The organism is Williamsia sp. Y844 (genome assembly GCF_056786475.1).
In genome coordinates this window covers 298,920-316,060 of the sequence record NZ_JBXCJB010000005.1, presented here as the reverse complement: position 1 = coordinate 316,060, position 17,141 = coordinate 298,920, and the positions used below count along the sequence as shown (strand labels likewise).

Sequence of the window (17,141 nt, the reverse complement as noted above, 5' to 3'; positions counted from 1 at the left end):
CGATGTCAACAACACTGACCGCGCCGTCCCCGCCGCGCCTGAATCTGACCGCCGTCGTGGCCAAAGTGAACATGCTCGCCCTCGGCAGCGTCGTCGGCCTGGTTCTCGTGTGGCAGCTGCTCGCAAAGACTGCCTTCAGCGATGTCTACGCCATCGCCGCACCCCTCGACATCCTGGCCACCGCGATCGACGACTTCGGCTTTGTCTGGCCGAACCTGCTCACCACCGCCGGAGAGGCGGGCTGGGGATGGCTGCTCGGCAACGCCGTGGCAGTGACGCTGGCCGGACTGTCTTTACTCCTGCCGTGGACCCAAGCCGTGGTGATGAGGGTCGGCGTGGTCGCGTATTGCCTTCCCATCGTGGCAATTTCACCGATCCTGGTTGCGGTGACCAGCCGGTACATGTCCGTCGTCCTCATCTCTGCCCAAGGTGTCTTCTTCACCACGCTGGTCGGGGCCGTCCTCGGACTGCACAGCGCCTCGGCCACCCGGGTCGACGTCATCCGGGCCGCGGGCGGTGGGCGCGGAAAAGTCTTGCGGATGGTTCAGATCCGATCGGCAGTGCCCGCCCTGTTCGCCGCGCTCCGCGTTGCCGCACCGCTGGCCGTTCTGGGTGCGATGATCGGCGAATACCTCGGTGCGGACAAGGGTCTCGGCGTCGCCATGGTCTATTCGCAGCAGTCACTCAACGTCGACCGCACCTGGGCCCTCGCCCTGTACGCCGCCCTGCTGGCTGCAGGCGCCTACGGCCTCACCGTGCTCGCAGAGAAGCTCGTCTACACCTGGCGCGATCAGGAGACCGTGTCCGACATCTCGGTGGCCTCCGCACCGCAGGTGACCAAAGCCCGAAACGTGGTGGGTGTCGTATCGCAGTTCGCGGTGACCTTGCTGCTGGTCTTGGGTGGCTGGTATTTGATCGCCCGCTCGGTCGACCCATATTTCGGGAAGACGCCGGTCGATGTCTGGAACTACCTGACCTCCGGACGAGACCTGTCCGACATGTGGGCGGCGTTGCGTCTGACCATCGTCCACACGGTTGTCGGTTTCGCCAGCGGCCTGGGTCTGGCCCTGATCGGAGCCGTTGTGGTCGTCTTGTCCCGCACCGCCGAGTCGATCATCATGCCGATCGCCATGTCGATCCGCACCGTCCCGCTCGTCGCCATGACCCCGCTGATCGCACTGATCTTCGGCCGTGGGTTCATCACCTTGATCGTCGTGTCCGGAGTCGTGACCTTCTTTCCCGCACTGGTGACGATCGTCGGCGGTATCCGGTCCGTCCCGCCCAGCGCCCGTGAGGTGGTGACGGTCTCCGGTGGCGGCCCTGTAAAGGTCCTGTGGATAGTCCAGCTACCCGCCGCCCTACCGTCATTCTTTGCCGCGGCACGGGTCACCGCACCACTGGCCATGACCGGTGCGCTCCTGTGCGAATGGCTTGCCACCGGGGACGGTGCCGGCTTCATGATGCTCAGAGCCGGTGTCACGGGCAATTATTCACTGATGTGGTCGCTGGTCGCCCTCGTCACCCTGTCCGCTGCAGCACTCTATGGCATCGCAGCACTCGCCGAAAGCGCCATCAATCGCGTTCGAAGCTGACCGCTCCCGGCACGTAGCAGCCTGTACCCCAACCCCGCTTTCCCGTGCAATATGCGGTCACCCATTTCGCAACCAGGAGTTCCCCATGCCGATTTCACCCTTGTCCACACCGATCAGCCGCCGGTCACTCTTCCGCGGGGGCTTCGGTATCGGCGCCATCGCCCTCGTCGGCGTCCCGATCCTCAGTGCCTGCGGTTCGGATTCCGCATCGTCGGACGACGGCAGCGTCTCGGCTCAAACCCAGTGGGTACCAACGGTCGAACAGGCCGGCACCTATGTCGCGGCCACCAACGGCTACTACACGTCGCGAGGCATCAACGTCAATGTTCTCGCGGGCGGACCCAACACTGCCGTCGACACGGTGGTGGTCTCGGGTAAAGCGGCACTCGGCAACGGGAATGCGGACGCGGTGGCCGAGATGATCAGCAACGGCGCGGACGTCAAGATCATCGGAACCCGCTTCCAGCGCAGCCCATTCTGTGTGTACTCCCTCCAGGACAAGGCTCTGACCGACCCGAAGCAGATGATCGGAAAGAAGATCGGTGTCGCGGCGCAGAACGAGGCTCCATTCCGAGTCCTGTGCGCCATCAACAACATCGACGTCGACGACCTGAACATCGTGCCCGTGCAGTTCGATCCGGCGCCGGTGGCGAACGGTGAGGTCGACGCACAGGTCGGGTTCCTCATCGACCAACCGGCCACGCTGCGCGCACAGGGTCTGGACGTGAACACGATGTTGTTCTCGGACTTCGGTTACAACGTCTTTTCGAGCGTCTGGTTCGCCACGACGGAGACCATCGAGAACCGGCCCGACATGCTCCTGTCCTTCCTCGGCGGTGAGAGGCAGGGCTGGCAGGAAAACCTCAAGGACCCAGCGCTCGGCGCCCGGCTCGCGGTCGAGGTGTACGGCAAGAATACCGGTCTGGACCTCGCCCAGCAGACCCTCGCTTCGGAGAGCATCGAAGCGCTGATGGTCACCCCGGAGGTTCCCGCGTCCGACCTCCTGACGATGACCGACGCCCAGATCGCCAGCAACATCGCCACACTCAAGTCCGCAGGCATCGACATCTCCGCCGATCAGCTGTTCGACACCAGCATCGTTGCCCGGCTGTGAGTTGCGACCGCCGCCCCGACCGAGTGACCACCGGCTTCGAGCGCATCCAGCACGCACCAGCACACGAGAACATGAGGAGCCCGGCATGATCCAGCAGGCCGACATCGCCATCACCGGAACAACCGTCATCATGCCGGACGGTCTGGATCCACTGCCCAACCACACGGTTCTGGTGGCCGACGGGCTCATCCAGGGTCTGGTGCCGCCATCGACACCCGTGCAGGCGGCGCGGGTGATCGACGGGACACACTCGGTAGTGCTGCCCGGGATGGTCAACGCGCACACCCACATCGCGTCAAATATGTTGTTGCGCGGCCTGCTCGAGGACACCGAACTGTTCGCCTGGCTCGACACCATGTGGCGCCTGAAGCAGAACTTTGACCACGAGACCCTCTACTGGGCGTCGATGTGTGGTCTGGTCGAGATGGCCAAGGCCGGAATCACCTGTTTCAACGAGCATTTCGATGCCTATGCGGTGACCCCGCAGGCACGGGCATTGCGAGAGGTGGGCCTGCGGGCCACGCTCGGATACGGGTTCGCCGACGGCGGCGTCTACCGCGATGTCGGTCCCTGGTCGTGGGCTGCGGTTGAGGACTTCGACGCCGCGACCGCACCGGTGGAGGGTCTCATCGACGATCGTGTCCGGCTGGCGCTCTCCCCCCATGCGCCGTATTCCTGCAGTGGTCCACTCTGGCAAGCGGTTCGGGACCTCGCCGACGAGCGGTCGCTGCCGATCCACACCCACATCGCCGAAGGACTCAACGAGAGTGCCTACATGGCCTCGACGTACGGGCGCACCACAGTCGAATGGCTCGACGACCTCGGGTTCCTCGGACCCGACATCACCGCCGCGCACTGTACACAACTGACCGCAGGCGACATCGCACTGTTCGCCGAACACGGCGTCAAAGTGGCCCACTGTCCTTGCTGCAACGCAAAGCTAGTGTCCGGAACCATGAATCTGAAAGGGCTGTGGTCGGCCGGGATCACAGTCGGTCTCGGCACCGACGGTCCGGCGAGCCACAACACCCTGGACATGTTCCAAGAAATGAAGTTCGCCGCCGTCACCCACAAACAGAGCACCGCCGATCCCACGTTCCTGACCACCCGCGAGGTGCTCGACATGGCCACCGGCCAGTCGGCGATCGCGATGCACCGACCCGAATTGGGGGCAATCCGGATCGGGGCGCCTGCCGATCTGGTTGTTGTCGATCTCGACCGACCGCACGTGGCACCCGTCTACGACGTCGAGGCCGCGCTGGTCTACAGCACGCGCGCCGACGACGTCACCCACACGATCGTCGGGGGCAAGTTCGTCGTCGACAACGGTGAGGTCGTCGGGGTCGATGAAGCACAGGTGGTCGCGAAGTTCCGAGAAAGCGCACTGCGCCTACGTGATCGATCACAACCGACCGGCTGAGACCCGTCGCCATACTGAACTCCAGATCCGTGCTCTCGTCGGTGGTGTAATCCCAATAACCGACGCTTCCAAGAAAACGACCCCGTGGTCTCCAAGGACGCAACCGCATCGTCGCTGTCATGACATCTGACAGAAGCACTCACACGCCCGTGGTGAAACGCGCGACGCTGGCCGTCGTCTGCGTGACCACCGCGATGCTCATGTTGGACATCGCGGTGGTGAACACTGCGCTGCCCTCCATCGCCGTTGATCTCGACGCCGGCCTCGGCGCCCTGCAGTGGGTGGTGGACGCCTACACGCTGGCGCTGGCCACCGTTGTGCTCAGCGCCGGGTCGTGGGGTGATCGCCGTGGTCGACGCCACGTGTTCGTGATCGGCCTGGTGATGTTCACACTCGCCTCGGTGGCGTGCGCGGCCGCTCCGACGATCCTCACCCTCGACATCGCGCGGGCAATCCAGGGCCTCGGCGGCGCAATGCTTTTCGCCTGCTCACTGGCCCTGCTCGCCGACGTGTTCGCGCCGGGCAAGGAACGTGCCGGCGCCTTGGCCGCATACGGCGCGACCATCGGTGGCGCGTTTGCGCTCGGACCACTGGTCGGTGGCATCCTCACAGAATGGCTCGACTGGCGCGCCATCTTCTTCGTGAATCTCCCCATCGGGATCATCACGCTCGTCGCCACCCTCAAATGGGTTCCGGAGTCACGCGATCCCAACTATCGACGCCTCGACATCGGCGGGCAGGTCCTCGCCTCGATCGCGCTGGCCGCACTGGTCCTCGGGCTGCTCCGGGGCAACGAACACGGCTGGACCGAGACCATCACGGCATTGTCCTTTGTGGTCGCCGCAGTCGCCGGAACCGCGTTTGTGGCGGTCGAGATGCGGGTCACCCAACCGATGTTGCCGCTGGGGATGTTCCGCAACCGGGCGTTCACTGGCGCCCAGATCGCGGCGTTCGCGATCTCGGTGTCGTTGTTCTCCGTGTTCCTCTACACGACGATCTACCTGCAGAGCGTGCTCGGCCTCTCCCCGATCGAGGCGGGGCTGGTCTATCTGCCCGCGACTGTGGCCATGTTCATCGTCGCCGGTGCGACCGCGCAGATCGGCGAGCGGGTACCCGACTGGCTCATGTTGTCCGGGTCGCTGATGCTGGTCGGTATCGGCTTGGCGATGGCCACCGTCGTTGACGTCGACAGCTCAGGCCTGGCGATCCTGCCGGGCATGATCGTGGCGATGATCGGTGCGGGCATCTTCAACCCGGTGATGAGCAGACTGGTACTCGATTCAAGTGCCGCAGAGCATTCCGGCCTCGCGGCAGGCATCAACGACGCGTTTCGGCAGACCGGTATCGCAGTCGGTGTGGCCGCGCTCGGCGCACTGCTACCCGCGGAGTCGGTGTTTTCCGCCGATCCCCACGACTTCGTGTCCGGGCTCGACAAAGCTCTCTGGGTATCGGCCGCGATCGCGGCGTCGGGTGCGGTCATCGCAGCGTGGACCCTACGGAGCGAACGTACCTCAGCACCAGCAGACGTGGCGAAAGACCGGTCGGCACAACCAGATCCGGTCTGAACCCGGCCCGGCGATCATCCCCTCCACTGATCGCCGACCGTCGACGTCGCCCTCATCGGGGCGACGTCGACGACGTCGATCGGTAAAGCGTTGTCAGCCCCGCATCATGGCGCCGACAGTCAACGTGGCGTGAGCCAGCGCGGCGTCGCGACCTGCGGTGGCCTCGTCCTCGGTCAGAGTGCGATCGTCCGCGCGGAAACGCAGCGAGAACGTGAGGGACTTCTTGCCCTCACCCACCTGCTCGCCGGTGAAGACATCGAACAGCGCGATGCTCTCGAGCAACTCTCCCGCTCCGGCCTGCAACGCAACACGGACGTCTTCGGCGGCCACATCGGCGTCGACGACCACAGCGAGATCCTGCAGGACCGGCGGGTATGGCGAAATCCGCGGCGAGACAAGGTTATTGTTCACCGGGATGGCGTCGAGGTCGATCTCCAGAGCCAGCGACCGCGGGGGAAGGTGCAGCTTCTCCAGCAACGCCGGATGCAGTTCGCCGGCCCAACCGACCACGGCGCCATCGGCGAGGATCTCGCCGCAACGACCGGGATGCCAAGGGACCTGCGCGGCCGACCGCAGCTTCAGCTCGACACCGGCGGCCTGCCCGATGATCGCCACCGCATCGAATATGTCGGTGGTGTCGGCAACGCGTCCCTTGCCCCACGGCCCGGCCGGCTCACGCAGCCCGGTCAGCACAGCGGCAACGTGCAGCGGCTGCGCCGGAAGTGATTCGATCAGCTCGGCGATCTGCTCGGCAGTGGGCCGCCTGTCCACCGGCAGCGCCTCGATCGGGCGGACGTTCTGTCCGCCCAGGACCACCTGACCGATCGTGTACATCGACAGATCACGTTGTCCCCGCGCAATATTGCGACCGACCATCTCGAGCAGTCCGGGCAGCAACGTGGTGTTCAGTTCGGGGCGGTCGGCCTCGAGCGGATTGAGCACGGTGACCGTGGCCCGACGCGGATCATCGGCGGGCAGATTCCAGAGGTCGAACACACCGGCAGGCATGAACGGATACGGCAAGACCTCCACGTAGCCCGACAACGCCAGGCTGCGCCCGACACTGCGGCGGCGGAGCTGCCGCTGGGTCAAACCTCGTCCGCCGGGGGCTTTGGGGAGCACAACCGGAATGTTCTCGTAGCCCTCGAGACGCAACACCTCTTCGACGAGGTCGGCGCTCAGTCGCAGGTCCGGTCGCCAGCTCGGCGGGGTGACGGTGAGCACGTCGCCCGCAGCTTCCACAGAGCAACCCACCTGGACAAGGCGTCGCTGCGCGGTGCCGACCGGATAGTCGATGCCAGCAGTGTCCGATGGAGCCTGCTCCGACATCAACACGGTCGCCGCAGGGGCCACGAACCCGGCGTCGGTGTAGGCGGAATCGACTGTGCCACCACAGATCTCGGCGAGCAGCGCCGCGGCGCGCAGTAGTGCGATGTCGGTAACCTTCGGGTCGACAACCCGCTCGAAACGCTTGCTGGCCTCACTGGTGAGTCGATGCCGCTTGGCGGTCCGGAACACCGAGACCGGGTTGAACGTCGCCGATTCCAGCAACACATCGGTGCTCTGCGCGTTGATCTCGGTGGCGCCACCGCCCATGACACCGGCAAGCGCGATCGGGCCGGTGTTGTCGGTGATGACAACGTCTTCCGGATCGAGGTCCCGCACCACATCATCCAGCGTGGTCAGCTTCTCCCCCGCGATCGCACGGCGCACCCGGATGTCACCGGAGAGCTTGGCGGCATCGAAAGCGTGCAGCGGCTGGCCGAGTTCGAGCATCACGTAGTTGGTGATGTCCACTGCCGCCGAAATCGGCCGCACTCCGGACAGCATGAGCCGCTTGACCATCCACCACGGGCTCGGGGCCGATGGATCGATACCGCGCACCACCAGTGCGCAATACCGGGTGGCACCGGACTCCGGATCGAGGTGCACGGTCGGGCCCGACTCGCCGACTGTGGTCGGCAGCACCGGTGCCGTCGCCGGATCGGCGAACGGCAGGTCGAAGCTGCAGGCGAGTTCGCGTGAGAGACCGCGCGCCGAGAACGCGTAGCCGCGGTCCGGGGTGACGTTGACGTCGATGATCGTGTCGTCGAGACCGAGCACCTCACGTGCGTCGGCACCGGGCGCCGCGGTCTCCGGCGGCAGCACCAGGATGCCGTTGTGATCGTTGCCGACACCCAATTCGGTGACCGAGCAGATCATGCCGTCCGACACCCTGCCGTACGTCGTGCGGGTAGCGATCGCGAAGCCCCCGGGCAGGACACAGCCGGGCAGCGCCGCAACGATCAGGTCGCCTTCGGCGAAGTTCCTTGCACCGCAGACGATGTCGCGGTCTTTCTCTTCACCCACATCGACCTGGCAGAAGCGGATGGGCTTCTTGAATTCGGTGAGTTCTTCGATCTTGGTGACCCGGCCGACCACCAGCGGACCGGTGATCTCCGGCAATCCGGTGATGTCTTCGATCTCGAATCCGACACGAACAAAGGCCTCATCGATCTCTGCGGACGGCTTGGCCCATCCGGGAGTGCCCTGTTGCAGGATCTCTGTCAGCCACGACTGCGCTAATTGCACTGGAAACTCAGCTCTTTCGTTGGTTCTGCGTACTCAGGCGCCGGGACCGAAGGGCACCGTGAAGCGGATGTCACCCTCGACCATGTCGCGCATGTCGGGCAGGTCGTTGCGGAACTGCAGGGTTCGTTCGAGTCCCATCCCGAAGGCGAATCCCGAGTAGACCTCGGGGTCGATGCCGCTGGCGCGCAGGACATTCGGATGGACCATGCCGCAGCCGCCCCACTCGACCCAGCCGGCGCCACCCTTCTTGCCGGCGAACCAGACGTCCACCTCCGCCGAGGGTTCGGTGAACGGGAAGTAGCTCGGACGCATCCGGGTGACCGTCTCGGGACCGAACAGCGCCTTGGCGAAGTGATCGAGGGTGCCCCGCAGGTGTGCCATCGTCAGGCCCTTGTCCACGGCAAGGCCCTCGACCTGATGGAACACCGGGGTATGGGTCGCGTCGAGTTCATCGGTGCGGAATGTGCGGCCCGGGCAGGCGACGTAGATCGGCAATTCCCGCGACAACATGGCACGCACCTGCACCGGCGAGGTGTGGGTACGCAGCACCTGGCGCGACTCGGTCGGCGCGATGTAGAAGGTGTCCTGCATCGACCGCGCCGGGTGATCCGGCAGGAAGTTCAGCGCATCGAAGTTGAAGTGCTCGGTCTCGACCTCGGGACCTTCGGCGATCTCCCAGCCCATCCCGACGAACACGTCGGCGACCTGATCGCCGATCACGGTGATCGGGTGCCGGGCTCCCGGTGTCCGGCGCGCGGTCGGCAGCGTGACGTCAATGGTCTCGGCAACCAGCACGGCGGCATCGCGCTCGGCGGTCAGGACCGCAAGACGCTCTTCGTACGCCTTCTGCGCCTGTCCCCGAGCAACATTGACGAGCTTCCCGGCCTCGGCCTTCTGCTCCTTCGGCAACGCGCCGAGTTCGCGGCGGGCCAATGCGATCGGCGACTTGTCACCGAGGTGCTCGGTCTTGGCAGTTGCCAGCGCTGGCAGATCAACCGCGGCGGAAAATGCTGCGACGGCAGCGTCCACTGCGGTCGCCAAGCTCTGGCTGTCGACGTCGGCCACGGCTGTGTTGACTCCCTTGAATATGACTTCTTAGAGCTGAAGTACGTCTGATGGAACTGGCTTGGCTCACCTGCGAGGGTAGTCGACCGCTCGAGTGGCATCGGCGCTGGCATAGAGGCAGATCGCGGCCGCGGCAGCCAGGTTGAGGCTCTCCGCTCGACCGTGGATCGGAATCGAGATCCGGTGATCGGCCTGCGCCAGGATGTCGTCCGGCAGTCCATGCGCCTCGTTGCCGAACAACCATGCGGTCGGCCCGGCGAGCACCTCACCGGCGTCGGGCAGGCTCAACTCGGCATCCCCCGCGGTTGCACAGATGGCCACACCGGCCTGGCGTAGCGCGGCGAGGACCTCGTCGACACTCCGCTCCCTGGCGACCGGCACGTGGAACACACTGCCGGCCGTGGACCGTACGCACTTGCCGTTGTGCGGATCGACACTGTCACCGGCGAGGATGACGCCGTCGGCGCCCATCGCATCGGCGGTCCGGATGAGGGTGCCTGCATTGCCCGGATCGGTCATCTCGACCGGCACCGCGAGCAGTCGCGGAGTGGCGCTCAGCACCTCTGACATCGGCACGTCGACCAGGTCGCAGACCACGAACAACCCGGTGCTGGTGATGGTTTCGGCGAGCTTGTCGGCTGCACCCGAGGAGATGGGCACGACCTCGATGCCACCGGCCCGCGCCTTGTGCACGAGATCGGAGTACCGTTCCAGGGCCTCGTCGGTCGCCAACAGAATCTGTGCGCGACGCGATGCGACGGCCGCGTCGACGGCATTGAATCCTTCGGCCAGGAAGCTGCCTGCCTTACGCCGCGCCGCGGAACGGTGCAGCTTTGCATATGAAACAACCCGCGCCGAACGTTCGGTGAGAACGTCCGGCGCGGGGATGTTTGTCTCGCTGCTGATCAGGCTGCGGGGGCGTTGACGTCAGCCGGCAGTGCCTGCTTGGCAACTGCGACCAGACCGGCGAATGCCTCGGGATCGCTCACGGCGATCTCGGCGAGGATCTTGCGGTCGACCTCGACATCAGCGATCTTCAGACCCTGGATGAAGCGGTTGTAGGTGATGTCGTTGGCCCGGGCCGCAGCGTTGATACGCGAGATCCACAGCTTGCGGAACTCACCCTTGCGGGCGCGACGGTCGCGGTAGGCGTAGGTCAGCGAGTGGAGCTGCTGCTCTTTGGCCTTGCGGTACAGCCGCGAACGCTGTCCGCGGTAACCCTTGGAAGCTTCCAGGATCGAACGACGCTTCTTCTGGGCGTTTACCGCCCTTTTCACGCGTGCCATGTGAATTTACCTCTTAGATATGTGGCGGCCGGGAACCGGCAGCGGGTGGTCTGGGGAGCGTTAGATCTTCAGCAGGCGCTTGATGCGGGGAGCATCGTTCGCAGAAACGACAACGGTGCCATCGAGACGACGGGTCTGCTTGGAGGGCTTGTGCTCCATCAGGTGGCGACGGCCCGCACGCTGACGGACGATCTTGCCGCTACCGGTCACCTTGAAACGCTTAGCGGTTCCCTTGTGGGTTTTGGTCTTGGGCATGGGAATGCCTTTCTCTTCGTAACGCCTGTGGAGAGGGTCAGCTCTCAGGGTTGGCGGCCGGAGCCGGCCCTGAATCTGCCGCAGGCTTGGTGGGTGCACTCTGCTGAGGTTGCGCTTGCGCTTTTGGAGCTTGTGCTTGTGCTTGTGCTTGTGCCTTGGTCTTGGCGCCCTTGTGTGGGGCCAGGACCATCGTCATGTTGCGGCCATCCTGCTTGGCGGAGGTCTCGACGAACCCGTACTCGCCTACGTCGGAGCCCAAACGCTGCAGCAATCGGTAACCGAGTTCCGGGCGCGACTGCTCGCGTCCACGGAACATGATCGTCACCTTGACCTTCGACCCGGCTTCGAGGAAGCGGATGACGTGACCTTTTTTGGTCTCGTAATCGTGGTCGTCGATCTTGGGGCGGAGCTTCTGCTCCTTGATGACGGTCATCTGCTGGTTGCGACGCGATTCGCGCTGCTTCTGTGCCGCCTCGTATTTGAACTTGCCGTAGTCCATGATCTTGCAGACCGGCGGACGCGCATTCGGGGCAACCTCGACCAGGTCGAGATCGGCCTCGATAGCCAAGCGCAGGGCATCTTCCACGCGGACAATGCCTACCTGCTCCGAGTTGGGGCCGACAAGACGGACCTCGGGTACTCGGATGCGCTCATTGATACGAGTCTCAGTGCTGATGGGGCCTCCTCATTTGTGTCCGCGTACGTAGGTGGTTCCTCGTGGCAGACGTTTTCGTCTCAGGTTGGACCGCGGTAGCAACTGGTGAAACAGATCCTCAGCGAAAAGGCCCCGGCTCGATGATGATCATCGACGGGGCCCACACCGACCGGTATATGTCACCTATCGCATCCCAGCGATCACAGCCTCCAACGCGAAGACCCCCGGAGAATATTCCGCATTCGCGGCATCTCCGGCGACAAAACCGGACCGTTCAACCGTGCGATTCTTCTTACGAAGATATCGACGTCGAGCGGTGGGAGTGTGAACTCCACTTGCAACCCCGGCGTGAACCAGGGCGGTCGTAGGTGAAAGTCTAACAGCCATGACGGAAAACCTGAATTCCGAGCCCGACGTGCGCGACCTGGCCGATATCCCGGCCATCGAAGTGATCACCCGAGCCGCGGTCATGCTGATGAGCGCCGCGGCCGAAAAACTCGGCTTGTCCGAGCAAGATCCGTCGACGAGCCCGCACCTCGACCTCGACGAAGCCCGCAAACTGATCACCGCCCTGGCCGGCCTCATCGAGGCGTCGGTCGCCGATTTGGGCATCCACGCCTCCGCACTTCGCGATGGCCTCAAGAGCCTGCAACTCGCCTTCCGGGAGGCCAGCTCCCATCCCGACGAACCCGGTAAGGGTCCCGGCGAGAAGCAGACCGGCCCCGTCACCGACTAGCCCGCCACTCCCCGATGATGTGGCCTTTTGGCGGCGCCCACCTGGGGTTTTGTTCGCCAAAAGGGCACATCTTCGGGGTGTGCCAGTGGGTCAGTGGGTGACGGCGCCGACCGAGGCCGAACGCACGAGCTTTGCGTACTTGGAGAGCACGCCCCGCTGATACTTGTGGTCAAGCGGTTGCCAGTCCTGTTTGCGCGACTCGATCTCGGCATCATCGACGAGGAGATCGAGGGTGCGACCCGCGATATCGACTCGGATGCGGTCGCCGTCACGGATGAAGGCAACCGGTCCCCCGTCGGATGCCTCCGGCGCGATGTGCCCGATGCAGAGCCCGGTGGTGCCGCCGGAGAATCGTCCGTCGGTGAGCAACAACACATCTTTACCCAGACCGGCGCCCTTGATCGCGCCGGTGATCGCCAGCATCTCCCGCATCCCGGGTCCACCCTTGGGACCCTCGTACCGGATGACCACCACATCGCCCGCCTGGATCACTCCGTCGGCCAATGCGGCCAGGGCACTCTGTTCACGTTCGAAGACCCGCGCCGGGCCCTCGAAAGTGTCGGCGTCGAAGCCTGCCGACTTGACCACGGCACCCTCCGGCGCCAACGAGCCGTGCAGGATGGTGATGCCGCCGGTCTTGTGGATCGGGTTGTCCAGTGCCCGAATGACTTTCCCGTCGAGCGGGCCGATCTCCATTGCCTCGAGGTTCTCGGCCAAGGTCTTGCCGGTGACGGTGAGGGCGTCGCCGTTGAGCAGGTCGGCGTCCAGGAGCGCCTTCATGATCACCGGGATGCCGCCGTGGCGGTCGAAGTCGTTCATCACATACCGGCCGAACGGCTTGAGGTCGCCCAGGTGCGGTGTGCGGTCGCCGATGCGGTTGAAGTCGTCGAGGTGCAGATCGACCTCCGCCTCGCTCGCGATGGCGAGCAGGTGCAGCACCGCGTTGGTCGAACCGCCAAGGGCCATGGTGACGGTGATCGCGTTCTCGAGTGCGGGTTTGGTGATGATGTCGCGGGTGGTGATCCCGAGCCGCAGCAGGTTGACCACTGCCTCCCCCGAACGATGGGCAAAGGCGTCCCGCCGGCGATCAGCGGCCGGTGGCGCTGCTGAACCCGGCAGGCTCATCCCCAGGGCTTCGGCGATCGACGCCATGGTGTTGGCGGTGTACATGCCACCGCAGGCCCCCTCACCCGGACAGATGGCCCGCTCGATCCGGCCCAGATCCTCCTCGGACATCTTGCCTGCCCGACAGGCCCCGACCGCCTCGAAGGCATCGATCAGGGTGACATCTCGCTCGGTGCCGTCGGCGAGCTTGACCCAGCCCGGCGCGATGGTGCCCGCGTAGAGGAACACCGACGCCAGGTCGAGGCGGGCCGCAGCCATCAACATGCCCGGCAACGACTTGTCGCAACCGGCCAGCAGTACCGACCCGTCGAGGCGTTCGGCCGACATCACGGTCTCGACCGAATCGGCGATCACCTCACGCGAGACCAGGGAGAAATGCATGCCCTCGTGGCCCATCGAGATGCCGTCGGAGACCGAGATGGTGCCGAACTCCAGCGGATATCCGCCACCGGCGTGCACACCCTCCTTGCTGGCCTGAGCCAGCCGGTCGAGCGACAGATTGCAGGGGGTGATCTCGTTCCACGAGCTGCCGATGCCGATCTGGGGCTTATCCCAGTCCTCGTCACCCATCCCGACCGCACGAAGCATTCCGCGACTCGGAGCCGCACTGATCCCGTCGGTGACGGTGCGGCTACGGGGCTTCATGTCGACCATTTGGAACTCCTCGGTGTTGTCGTCGGCCGGCGAGAATCCCGCCTGACCCGATCAGTCGTGCCGCACTCAGCCTGCGGTGACCGCTTTCTTACGTCCAGTCTGCTTGGCCGCAGCCTTCCGCGGGGCCGCTTTACGCGCAGGCGTCGGCGCCGCGGCACTCGTCGGCTTCAGGATCTCGGCGAGGAACTTGCCCGTATGACTCAGCGGCTCGGCTGCGACATCTTCGGGGGTTCCCTCGACAACCACGGTGCCGCCACCCGATCCGCCTTCGGGACCCATGTCGATGACCCAGTCGGCGGTCTTGATGACGTCGAGGTTGTGCTCGATGACAATCACTGAATTGCCCTTGTCGACAAGGCCGTTGATCACGTGGATCAACTTGCGGATGTCTTCGAAGTGCAGACCGGTGGTGGGCTCGTCGAGGACGTAGGCGGTGCGTCCGGTCGACCGTTTCTGTAGTTCGGCCGCCAGCTTCACACGCTGCGCCTCACCGCCGGACAGTGTTGTCGCCGGCTGCCCGAGCCGGACATAACCCAGCCCGACCTCGTTGAGGGTCTTGAGGTACCGATGGATCGAGGTGATCGGTTCGAAGAACTCGGCGGCCACCTCGATGGGCATGTCAAGCACCTCGGAGATGGTTTTGCCCTTGTAGTGGACCTCGAGCGTTTCGCGGTTGTACCGCGCACCGTGACAAACCTCGCACGGCACGTAGACGTCGGGCAGGAAGTTCATCTCGATCTTGATCGTGCCCTCGCCCGAGCATGCCTCGCAGCGGCCACCCTTGACGTTGAACGAGAACCGGCCCGGCTGGTAGCCGCGGACCTTGGCCTCGGTTGTGGCGGCGAACAGGGTCCGGATCTTGTCGAACACACCGGTGTAGGTGGCCGGGTTGGATCGCGGGGTACGGCCGATCGGAGACTGATCGACACGGACCAGCTTGTCGAGGTTGTCCATCCCGTTGATACGGGTGTGCCGGCCGGGGACCTGGCGCGCACCGTTGAGCTTGTTGGCCATCACCGTTGCCAGGATGTCGTTGACCAGAGTCGACTTGCCCGACCCCGAGACACCGGTGACCGCGGTGAGAACACCCAGCGGGAACACGACATCGATGCCCTGGAGGTTGTGCTCCCTGGCCCCGACAACGGTCAACTGTCGTTTGCGGTCGATCGGCCGCCGGGTCTCCGGGACCTCCAGCCTCGAACGCCCCGAAAGGTATGCGCCCGTGATGGATTCCTCGTTCTTCAGCAGGTCTTTGTAGCTGCCACTGTGGACAACCCGACCGCCGTGTTCACCGGCGTGAGGGCCGATGTCGACGATCCAGTCCGCAGAACGGATGGTGTCCTCGTCATGCTCGACCACGATCAGGGTGTTGCCCAGGTCACGCAGTCTGGTGAGGGTGTCGATGAGCCGCCGGTTGTCCCGCTGATGCAGGCCGATCGACGGTTCGTCCAGAACGTAGAGGACACCGGCCAGGCCGGAGCCGATCTGGGTTGCCAACCGGATGCGCTGCGCTTCACCGCCGGACAACGATCCCGCCGCCCGGGAGAGCGACAGATACTCCAGTCCCACGTCCAACAGGAAGCGGATGCGTGACTGCACCTCTTTGAGGACCTGGCCGGCGATGGCTTCCTCACGCTTTCCGAGCTTGAGGTCGGAGAGGTAGTCGGCGCATTCGGCGACCGACAGGGCGCAGACCTCGGCGATCGACTTCTCACCGAACCGCTTGTGGTCGAGGGTGACCGCCAGGATCTCCGGACGCAGACGGGCGCCGTTACAGGTGGGACACGGGATGTCCCGCATGTAGCCCTCGTACCGGTCTTTCATCTGCTCGGACTCGGTCTGCTCCATCCGGCGATGCAGGAACGACATCACACCTTCGAACTCGGTGTAATACGAGCGGGTGCGGCCGTAGCGGTTGCGGAACTGCACGTGGACCTGATGTTCACTGCCGTTCAGGATCGCCCGACGTGCCTTGACCGGCAGCTTTTTCCACGGGGTGTCGGTGTCGAAACCCATGGCGTCGCCGAGTCCGGACAGCAATCGCAGGAAGTAGTCGGCGTTGTGGCCACCCGCCCACGGCGCGATGGCGCCCTCGGCGAGCGTCAGATCGGAATCCGGGACGACCAATTCCTCGTCGACCTCTTTACGGATACCGAGGCCATCGCAATCCGGGCAGGCACCGTAGGGCGAGTTGAACGAGAACGAGCGGGGCTCGAGATCGTCGATCGCGATGGGGTGACCGTTCGGGCAGGCCATCCGCTCGGAGAACCGGCGCTCACGATCCGGATCATCTTCTTCCAGATCGACGAAGTCGAGAACGATCACACCGTCGGCCAGACCGAGCGCGGTCTCCACCGAATCGGTGAGCCGCTGCTTGGCCGAGGCCTTCACCGCGAGCCGGTCGACGACGACCTCGATGTCGTGCTTCTCCTGCTTCTTGAGCTTCGGAGGATCAGCCAGCGGATGGACCACACCGTCGATACGGGCGCGCGAGAAACCCTGCGTCTGCAACGTGCCGAACAGGTCGACGAACTCACCCTTGCGGGTCCGCACCACCGGCGCGAGCACCTGGAATCGGATGCCCTCTTCCATCGCCAGCACCTGATCGACGATCTGCTGCGGGGTCTGCTTCTCGATGGCCGCCCCGCACTCGGGGCAATGTGCCTTGCCTGCGCGCGCATACAACAGACGGAGGTAGTCGTAGACCTCGGTGATGGTGCCGACCGTCGACCGCGGGTTGCGGTTGGTGGACTTCTGGTCGATCGAGACCGCCGGAGACAGACCCTCGATGAAGTCGACGTCGGGCTTGTCCATCTGCCCGAGGAACTGCCGGGCGTATGCGGAGAGCGATTCGACGTATCGGCGCTGGCCCTCGGCGAAGATCGTGTCGAAGGCCAGGCTCGACTTCCCGGAGCCGGAGAGCCCGGTGAAAACGATCAAACTGTCGCGCGGGAGATCCACGTCGACGCCGCGAAGATTGTGTTCGCGGGCTCCGCGCACGATGAGTCGATCAACCACTGTGGTCCTTTTCAAGGTCAAATTAGTACTGTGCCGACCATCACTGATCAGCTGTTGGGCGTGCGCCAGGGCGTACCCGGCAATG

The 17,141-nt window shown here is 64.7% G+C and carries 13 protein-coding genes; 5 read left to right on the top strand and 8 right to left on the bottom strand.

Annotated elements, in window-relative coordinates; genetic code table 11:
- Positions 1 to 2: 2 nt before the first annotated feature.
- From AC1TQG_RS26625 to AC1TQG_RS26610, 4 genes are all read left to right on the top strand, one after another.
- Complete coding sequence (locus AC1TQG_RS26625; protein WP_482141912.1) at positions 3 to 1,592, top strand: ABC transporter permease; 1,590 nt, start codon at positions 3 to 5, stop codon at positions 1,590 to 1,592.
- Between the two features lie 85 nt (positions 1,593 to 1,677).
- Positions 1,678 to 2,706, top strand: a complete 1,029-nt coding sequence (locus AC1TQG_RS26620) for an ABC transporter substrate-binding protein (protein WP_482141911.1) — start codon at positions 1,678 to 1,680, stop codon at positions 2,704 to 2,706.
- Between the two features lie 85 nt (positions 2,707 to 2,791).
- Positions 2,792 to 4,126 carry an amidohydrolase family protein gene (locus tag AC1TQG_RS26615; protein ID WP_482141910.1) on the top strand — a complete coding sequence of 445 codons (1,335 nt, stop codon included), beginning with the start codon at positions 2,792 to 2,794 and terminating at the stop codon, positions 4,124 to 4,126.
- Between the two features lie 119 nt (positions 4,127 to 4,245).
- The gene (locus AC1TQG_RS26610) at positions 4,246 to 5,691 is read left to right on the top strand and encodes an MFS transporter (RefSeq protein WP_482141909.1); all 1,446 of its coding nucleotides are present in this window, start codon (positions 4,246 to 4,248) and stop codon (positions 5,689 to 5,691) included.
- 93 nt (positions 5,692 to 5,784) lie between these two features.
- On the opposite strand, the gene pheT is transcribed toward AC1TQG_RS26610, so the two are convergent.
- The 6 genes from pheT to infC all read right to left on the bottom strand — a co-directional run bounded on the left by pheT (position 5,785) and on the right by infC (position 11,544).
- Positions 5,785 to 8,262, bottom strand: a complete 2,478-nt coding sequence (gene pheT, locus AC1TQG_RS26605; protein WP_482141908.1) for a phenylalanine--tRNA ligase subunit beta — start codon at positions 8,260 to 8,262, stop codon at positions 5,785 to 5,787.
- 33 nt (positions 8,263 to 8,295) lie between these two features.
- Positions 8,296 to 9,327 carry a phenylalanine--tRNA ligase subunit alpha gene (pheS, locus tag AC1TQG_RS26600; protein ID WP_482141907.1) on the bottom strand — a complete coding sequence of 344 codons (1,032 nt, stop codon included), beginning with the start codon at positions 9,325 to 9,327 and terminating at the stop codon, positions 8,296 to 8,298.
- Positions 9,328 to 9,393: 66 nt separating this feature from the next.
- Positions 9,394 to 10,215 carry a TrmH family RNA methyltransferase gene (locus tag AC1TQG_RS26595; RefSeq protein WP_482141949.1) on the bottom strand — a complete coding sequence of 274 codons (822 nt, stop codon included), beginning with the start codon at positions 10,213 to 10,215 and terminating at the stop codon, positions 9,394 to 9,396.
- A 17-nt stretch (positions 10,216 to 10,232) separates the two neighbouring features.
- Positions 10,233 to 10,613, bottom strand: coding sequence for a 50S ribosomal protein L20 (gene rplT / locus AC1TQG_RS26590; protein ID WP_482141906.1), 381 nt, complete (start codon positions 10,611 to 10,613; stop codon positions 10,233 to 10,235).
- 60 nt (positions 10,614 to 10,673) lie between these two features.
- Positions 10,674 to 10,868, bottom strand: coding sequence for a 50S ribosomal protein L35 (rpmI, locus tag AC1TQG_RS26585; protein ID WP_482141905.1), 195 nt, complete (start codon positions 10,866 to 10,868; stop codon positions 10,674 to 10,676).
- A gap of 37 nt (positions 10,869 to 10,905) precedes the next feature.
- A complete protein-coding gene (gene infC, locus AC1TQG_RS26580; protein WP_482141948.1) occupies positions 10,906 to 11,544 on the bottom strand; it encodes a translation initiation factor IF-3 in 639 nt (212 codons plus the stop codon).
- Positions 11,545 to 11,908: 364 nt separating this feature from the next.
- Here infC and AC1TQG_RS26575 point away from each other — a divergent pair, with 364 nt between their 5' ends.
- Positions 11,909 to 12,259, top strand: a complete 351-nt coding sequence (locus AC1TQG_RS26575) for a DUF1844 domain-containing protein (protein ID WP_482141904.1) — start codon at positions 11,909 to 11,911, stop codon at positions 12,257 to 12,259.
- Between the two features lie 90 nt (positions 12,260 to 12,349).
- Here AC1TQG_RS26575 and ilvD read toward each other — a convergent pair whose 3' ends face one another.
- On the bottom strand, positions 12,350 to 14,038 hold the full coding sequence (ilvD, locus tag AC1TQG_RS26570; protein ID WP_482141903.1) for a dihydroxy-acid dehydratase: 1,689 nt from the start codon (positions 14,036 to 14,038) through the stop codon (positions 12,350 to 12,352).
- Between the two features lie 66 nt (positions 14,039 to 14,104).
- On the bottom strand, positions 14,105 to 17,056 hold the full coding sequence (gene uvrA, locus AC1TQG_RS26565; protein WP_482141947.1) for an excinuclease ABC subunit UvrA: 2,952 nt from the start codon (positions 17,054 to 17,056) through the stop codon (positions 14,105 to 14,107).
- Between the last annotated feature and the right edge of the window lie 85 nt (positions 17,057 to 17,141).

Excerpts from the sequence above, each read along its gene's own strand:
- AC1TQG_RS26625 (WP_482141912.1), top strand. The coding sequence starts at position 3 with ATGTCAACAACACTGACCGCGCCGTCCCCGCCGCGCCTGAATCTGACC.
- AC1TQG_RS26620 (WP_482141911.1), top strand. The coding sequence starts at position 1,678 with ATGCCGATTTCACCCTTGTCCACACCGATCAGCCGCCGGTCACTCTTC.
- AC1TQG_RS26615 (WP_482141910.1), top strand. The coding sequence starts at position 2,792 with ATGATCCAGCAGGCCGACATCGCCATCACCGGAACAACCGTCATCATG.
- AC1TQG_RS26610 (WP_482141909.1), top strand. The coding sequence starts at position 4,246 with ATGACATCTGACAGAAGCACTCACACGCCCGTGGTGAAACGCGCGACG.
- rplT (WP_482141906.1), bottom strand. The coding sequence starts at position 10,613 with ATGGCACGCGTGAAAAGGGCGGTAAACGCCCAGAAGAAGCGTCGTTCG.
- rpmI (WP_482141905.1), bottom strand. The coding sequence starts at position 10,868 with ATGCCCAAGACCAAAACCCACAAGGGAACCGCTAAGCGTTTCAAGGTG.
- AC1TQG_RS26575 (WP_482141904.1), top strand. The coding sequence starts at position 11,909 with ATGACGGAAAACCTGAATTCCGAGCCCGACGTGCGCGACCTGGCCGAT.
- ilvD (WP_482141903.1), bottom strand. The coding sequence starts at position 14,038 with ATGGTCGACATGAAGCCCCGTAGCCGCACCGTCACCGACGGGATCAGT.